Below are 2,868 nucleotides of genomic sequence, written 5' to 3'. Positions count from 1 at the left end.
AACCTGAATCCGAATCGCAAAAAGAATCCGTGGATATTGTTGGGGAAGAAAAGGATACGCAAGAACAAGAAGAAAACGAAGCTGACATGGACAATAAGAATGAAGAAAACGAAGATAAGCCAGTGCTTGTGAATGTTTATAGTATTAACGAATCAGATGGAACAGTAGTTGTAACAGAAGAAGAATGTGAGACAGTTAATGAGCAGGTGATTTGGGATTTGTTAAAAGAAACAGGAGTACTTCAGGGAGAAAGTGAGATTTTATCCTTGAAGCAAGAAAATGAGAAACTGTTTATTGATGTGAATAATGCCTTTGGAGAACAATTGAGAAGTTTGGGTACAGCAGGGGAAGTTGAATTGCTTGGCTGTGTAGTTAATACTTATCTGGACGCGTATCAGTGTGATGGAATTAAAATAACAGAAGAAGGAGAAGTATTATATTCAGGACATGCAGAGTATTCAGATTATCTGACTAGATTTGAGTAACGAGAGTGTGAAACTTTTTCTGTAAAATAGCATTTAAAAGGTTCTTCTATGATAAAATAAAAATCATAGGAGGGCCTTTTATTATGGCAAGACAAAAGAAACCTGTACACAGAGTACAAATGACAGAAGGAAAGCGAAATATTATTCATCAGCTCTTGGAGGAATATGATATCCAGACAGCTGAAGATATTCAGGATGCATTAAAAGATCTTCTGGGTGGAACCATCAAAGAAATGATGGAAGCTGAAATGGATGAGCATCTTGGGTACGAGAAATCTGAACGTTCAGACAACGATGATTATCGCAATGGCTACAAGCAGAAACGTGTAAACAGCAGTTATGGAGCTATGGAGATTGAAGTCCCCCAAGACAGAAAATCTACTTTTGAACCGCAGATAGTAAAGAAGCGCCAGAAAGATATTTCTGACATTGATCAGAAGATTATCTCCATGTATGCAAAAGGGATGACCACAAGACAGATATCTGAAACGATTGAGGATATCTATGGTTTCGAGACATCAGAAGGATTTATTTCAGATGTTACAGACAAGATACTACCACAGATTGAAGACTGGCAGAACCGGCCATTAGATGAAGTTTATCCCATCCTGTACATAGATGCAATCCATTATTCTGTCCGTGACAATGGCGTGATTCGCAAGCTGGCAGCCTATGTCATTCTTGGTATCAATACCGAAGGACACAAAGAGGTATTGACGATCCATGTTGGGGATAATGAAAGTTCGAAATACTGGCTATCTGTATTAAACGAGCTGAAAAATCGGGGTGTAAAAGATATCTTAATCCTATGTGCAGACGGACTTACCGGAATAAAAGAAGCAATTGCTGCAGCATTCCCGAAAACGGAATATCAACGATGCATCGTCCATCAGGTTCGAAATACCCTAAAATACGTTCCGGATAAAGACAGGAAAGCCTTTGCAACTGATTTAAAAACCATTTACCATGCGGCGGATGAGAAAAAGGCACTGGCAGCTCTCGAGCGTGTGACTGAGAAATGGACTCCCAAATATCCTAATTCCATGAAACGGTGGAAAGATAACTGGGATGCTATTTCACCGATTTTTAAATTTTCAGCAACTGTCCGAAGGGTCATCTATACGACGAATGCCATTGAATCTCTGAATTCGACCTATCGAAAGCTCAATCGCCAAAGGAGCGTATTTCCGAGTGATACAGCACTGCTGAAAGCGCTGTATCTGGCAACTTTTGAAGCGACGAAAAAATGGACTTCCACAATCCGGAATTGGGCTCAGGTATATGGAGAGCTGAGTATCATGTACGAGGGACGCTTACCGGAATAACTGAAAATATCAGAAAACGGGCGGAACCTCCGCCCGCTCTTGACATGCAGTTTTGTAACTGCTATATATAAAACAAGGGCGAAAAGCCGATTTCTCAAGCCTTTCGCCCATCATTATCATAGAAGAATCTTATTTACAGACTTTTCTTCATAGTCTCGATTTTACTGGGTTTCTTAGAATTTACCTTCTTTAGCTGCTTCTTCGATACTTACTGCAACTGCTACAGTCATACCAACCATCGGGTTGTTACCTGCACCGATTAAGCCCATCATCTCTACGTGAGCCGGTACAGAAGAAGATCCTGCGAACTGTGCATCAGAGTGCATACGTCCAAGTGTATCTGTCATACCGTAAGAAGCTGGACCTGCTGCCATGTTATCTGGGTGAAGTGTACGTCCTGTACCACCGCCGGATGCTACGGAGAAGTATTTCTTACCCTGCTCGATACATTCTTTCTTGTATGTACCTGCAACCGGATGCTGGAAACGTGTTGGGTTGGTAGAGTTACCGGTAATGGAAACACCTACGTTCTCATGATGCATGATTGCAACACCTTCCTGAACATCATCAGCACCGTAACATTTTACAGTTGCACGAAGTCCGTTAGAATATGCTTTTTCATATACAACATTAAGTTTAGCTGCTTTGTAATCATACTGTGTCTCAACAAATGTAAATCCGTTGATACGGGAAATAATCTGTGCAGCATCTTTTCCAAGTCCGTTTAAGATAACACGAAGTGGTTTCTGACGTACTTTGTTTGCTTTCTCAGCGATTCCGATTGCACCTTCAGCAGCTGCAAAGGACTCGTGTCCAGCTAAGAAACAGAAACACTCTGTCTCTTCCTCTAATAACATTTTTCCAAGGTTACCATGTCCAAGACCTACTTTTCTGTGGTCAGCAACAGAACCTGGAATACAGAATGCCTGAAGACCTTCACCGATTGCTGCAGCAGCATCAGCAGCTCTTTTGCATCCTTTTTTGATTGCGATTGCTGCACCTATAGTGTAAGCCCAGCAAGCGTTCTCGAAACAGATAGGCTGGATTTTCTTTACCTG

Annotated in this window: 3 protein-coding genes; 2 read left to right on the top strand and 1 reads right to left on the bottom strand. The window is 41.3% G+C overall.

Going from position 1 to position 2,868, the window contains the following annotated elements:
• Together RDS42_RS13855 and RDS42_RS13850 are read left to right on the top strand one after the other, a co-directional pair.
• Positions 1–485 (top strand): GerMN domain-containing protein (locus RDS42_RS13855; RefSeq protein WP_308784176.1); only part of this gene is annotated, 485 nt, incomplete at its 5' end.
• Between the two features lie 83 nt (positions 486–568).
• Positions 569–1,810 (top strand): IS256 family transposase, encoded by a 1,242-nt coding sequence (locus tag RDS42_RS13850; protein WP_308784175.1) that lies wholly within the window; start codon positions 569–571, stop codon positions 1,808–1,810.
• Between the two features lie 173 nt (positions 1,811–1,983).
• On the opposite strand, the gene RDS42_RS13845 is transcribed toward RDS42_RS13850, so the two are convergent.
• Positions 1,984–2,868 (bottom strand): GGGtGRT protein (locus RDS42_RS13845; protein ID WP_308784174.1); only part of this gene is annotated, 885 nt, incomplete at its 5' end.

Source organism: uncultured Blautia sp. (genome assembly GCF_902497045.1).
GTDB lineage: Bacteria > Bacillota > Clostridia > Lachnospirales > Lachnospiraceae > Blautia_A.
This window is presented reverse-complemented; position numbering and strand designations above follow the sequence as displayed.